This is a genomic window from Campylobacter concisus (assembly GCF_902460895.1).
GTDB classification, from domain to species: Bacteria; Campylobacterota; Campylobacteria; order Campylobacterales; family Campylobacteraceae; genus Campylobacter_A; species Campylobacter_A concisus_BC.
Genome location: NZ_CABPVL010000023.1, coordinates 1 through 1996 on the forward strand (window position 1 = coordinate 1; position 1996 = coordinate 1996).

The following is a 1996-nucleotide window of genomic DNA, read 5'->3' on the forward strand; positions in this document are numbered from 1 at the left end:
AAGATATATAGAAGAGATCAAAATTTTATTCCCAAATTCATTTATAATAGAAAATAAGCTTGTAAAAAATGCCAAAAGACCTATGGGTGTATTAAGAGTAGCTGATAAGAATAAAGACATAATCATCGTTTTAGAGTATCTTTTAAAAAATAGCGACAATCTAGGCTGGCTAATCACCTTACTAAACGAAAACGACCCTAGCTTATTGAATGATTTAGATAAATATGAAAAAGAGGTATCTAGGCAGCTACAAGAAGACTCTGATATATTTTTATTTAAGACAAATCCTTTAGAAAATTTACAAGATGAGCCTAGTAAAAGGTATTTGAGCGAGCTTCGTAATGCAGTTGCAAACAGAGAATACCGAGACATTAAGTATAAATATATCGGTGAAGTCGAGAATTTAACCGATGCAAAATGCCTAAAAATAGTCTTTACTGATGGAAATTGGTATTTGGCTATAGAGGATGCTAACGAAAATTTTAGGCTTTTAAGAGTGGCTTTTATAGTATCTTTAACCAAAAGTTCAAAAAACTATCAAAAAAAGATTTTGTCAAAGTACAAAACGTATTTTAATAAAATACAAAATGCCATGAGCTTGCCATCAAATATGCCACAAAGAGCCCTACTTAAAGCCTCTCCTAAGGTAGCTATATATTTTCGTAAAGGCATGAAGAGCTTTTTCCCATCTCAAAGATTTGAAAAGACTTTAGAGGATGGCAGTGTTACGTTTAGTATAGATTTTACTCAGGATATAGAAATTTTGCCTTTTATAAAGAGATGGCTCCCAGATATTGAGATATTAGAGCCAAAAAGCCTAAGGGATAAATTTAAAGAGGATCTAAAAATTGCTCTTGATTTATTAGATAAATAATAAAGTGTAAATAATACAAAAGAATAAACTATGTTTGCAGGCATTCTGATGTTTAAGCACTAACAGCATCTTCAATTAAGTATTGTGTAATAATTTTTCTTTGATGCAGCGAGTTTCTTTGCCTATCTTCTCATAATGTAAATTGTATTTACTAATAATAAAATCATAGCAGAGATCATAAGAACGGTGCGTATTATTGAGCGTGTAATAAATTAATAATATTATAATTTCAAAGACAATAAAATAAGCAAAATAAAATTTCTAAAAGAATATAGGATGAAATTTATAGGCATTATACTTCTACTATTAACAAGCATATTTTTAATAGCTTGCTCTGCAAATCAAGCAAGTAATAAGATAAGTAACTCTGAGCTAGAGAATTTGGCTAGTAAATATGGCGGAGTTTATGTATTTAATCAAAAATTTGTTGATGAGATAGATAGAAGAGAAGCTGAGAGAAAAGAACTAAGAAAGAATATAAAGGGAAAAGATTTAGGTGGCGGACTATATGCTGTTAATACGAAAGTTATTGATGAGAAATTGCCCCAAATTCTCTCAAACGGTAAAAAATACTATACACGTTGGATAGATTATAAAAAAGCGATGAAAAGAGATGCAAAAATTCCAAAGAACTTTATAGATATGATCATAAATTTTATAGGTTTGGAAAATTTCAATAAACAAAAACCTTATTTGGATTTAGGAAAATTATATGTAGATGATAATGGAGAAGTGGTACCTATAAGCATAGATGTTTACTATGAAATTTATAATACTAAATATGGGCTATTTGGCGATGAAGGAATGGGTGTTAGCTTTAGTAAAAAAAGCGTAGTCCCTTTAAGTGGTGGTAATAAATTTATACTAACTAATGGCAAATTTGAAAGAGTAAGTAAGGATAAGTAATGCAACCTAAAAAATCAAGTAAAGAGCTGATAAATTGTTTTAAAGACTACATTGATATTGCCGATGCAAGTTATGCAATGCTTCATAACATTTTTGAGAATAAAAGAAATAAACTAAACAATAGCTTCAATCAATAAAAAATTTAACAATCTACAAATAAAACATAATAAATTAATAATATTATAATTTCAAAGACAATAAAATAAGCAAAATAAA

The 1996-nt window shown here is 28.7% G+C and carries 3 protein-coding genes; all 3 read left to right on the plus strand.

Features of this window, described 5'->3' with window-relative positions; all coding sequences use genetic code 11:
* Positions 1 to 205 precede the first annotated feature (205 nt).
* The 3 genes from F3G98_RS10155 to F3G98_RS10165 all read left to right on the plus strand — a co-directional run bounded on the left by F3G98_RS10155 (position 206) and on the right by F3G98_RS10165 (position 1917).
* The gene (locus tag F3G98_RS10155) at positions 206 to 874 is read left to right on the plus strand and encodes a WYL domain-containing protein (RefSeq protein WP_188117005.1); all 669 of its coding nucleotides are present in this window, start codon (positions 206 to 208) and stop codon (positions 872 to 874) included.
* Positions 875 to 1150: 276 nt separating this feature from the next.
* Positions 1151 to 1780: a tRNA 2-selenouridine synthase gene (locus F3G98_RS10160; RefSeq protein WP_149726131.1), complete on the plus strand. Its 630-nt coding sequence runs from the start codon at positions 1151 to 1153 to the stop codon at positions 1778 to 1780.
* Complete coding sequence (locus tag F3G98_RS10165) at positions 1780 to 1917, plus strand: diadenosine tetraphosphate hydrolase (protein WP_103642958.1); 138 nt, start codon at positions 1780 to 1782, stop codon at positions 1915 to 1917. The genes F3G98_RS10160 and F3G98_RS10165 overlap by 1 nt, the downstream gene beginning before the upstream one ends.
* Positions 1918 to 1996 lie beyond the last annotated feature (79 nt).

Coding starts and splice junctions, on each gene's coding strand:
- F3G98_RS10160 (WP_149726131.1), top strand. CDS start 1,151: ATGAAATTTATAGGCATTATACTTCTACTATTAACAAGCATATTTTTA.
- F3G98_RS10165 (WP_103642958.1), top strand. CDS start 1,780: ATGCAACCTAAAAAATCAAGTAAAGAGCTGATAAATTGTTTTAAAGAC.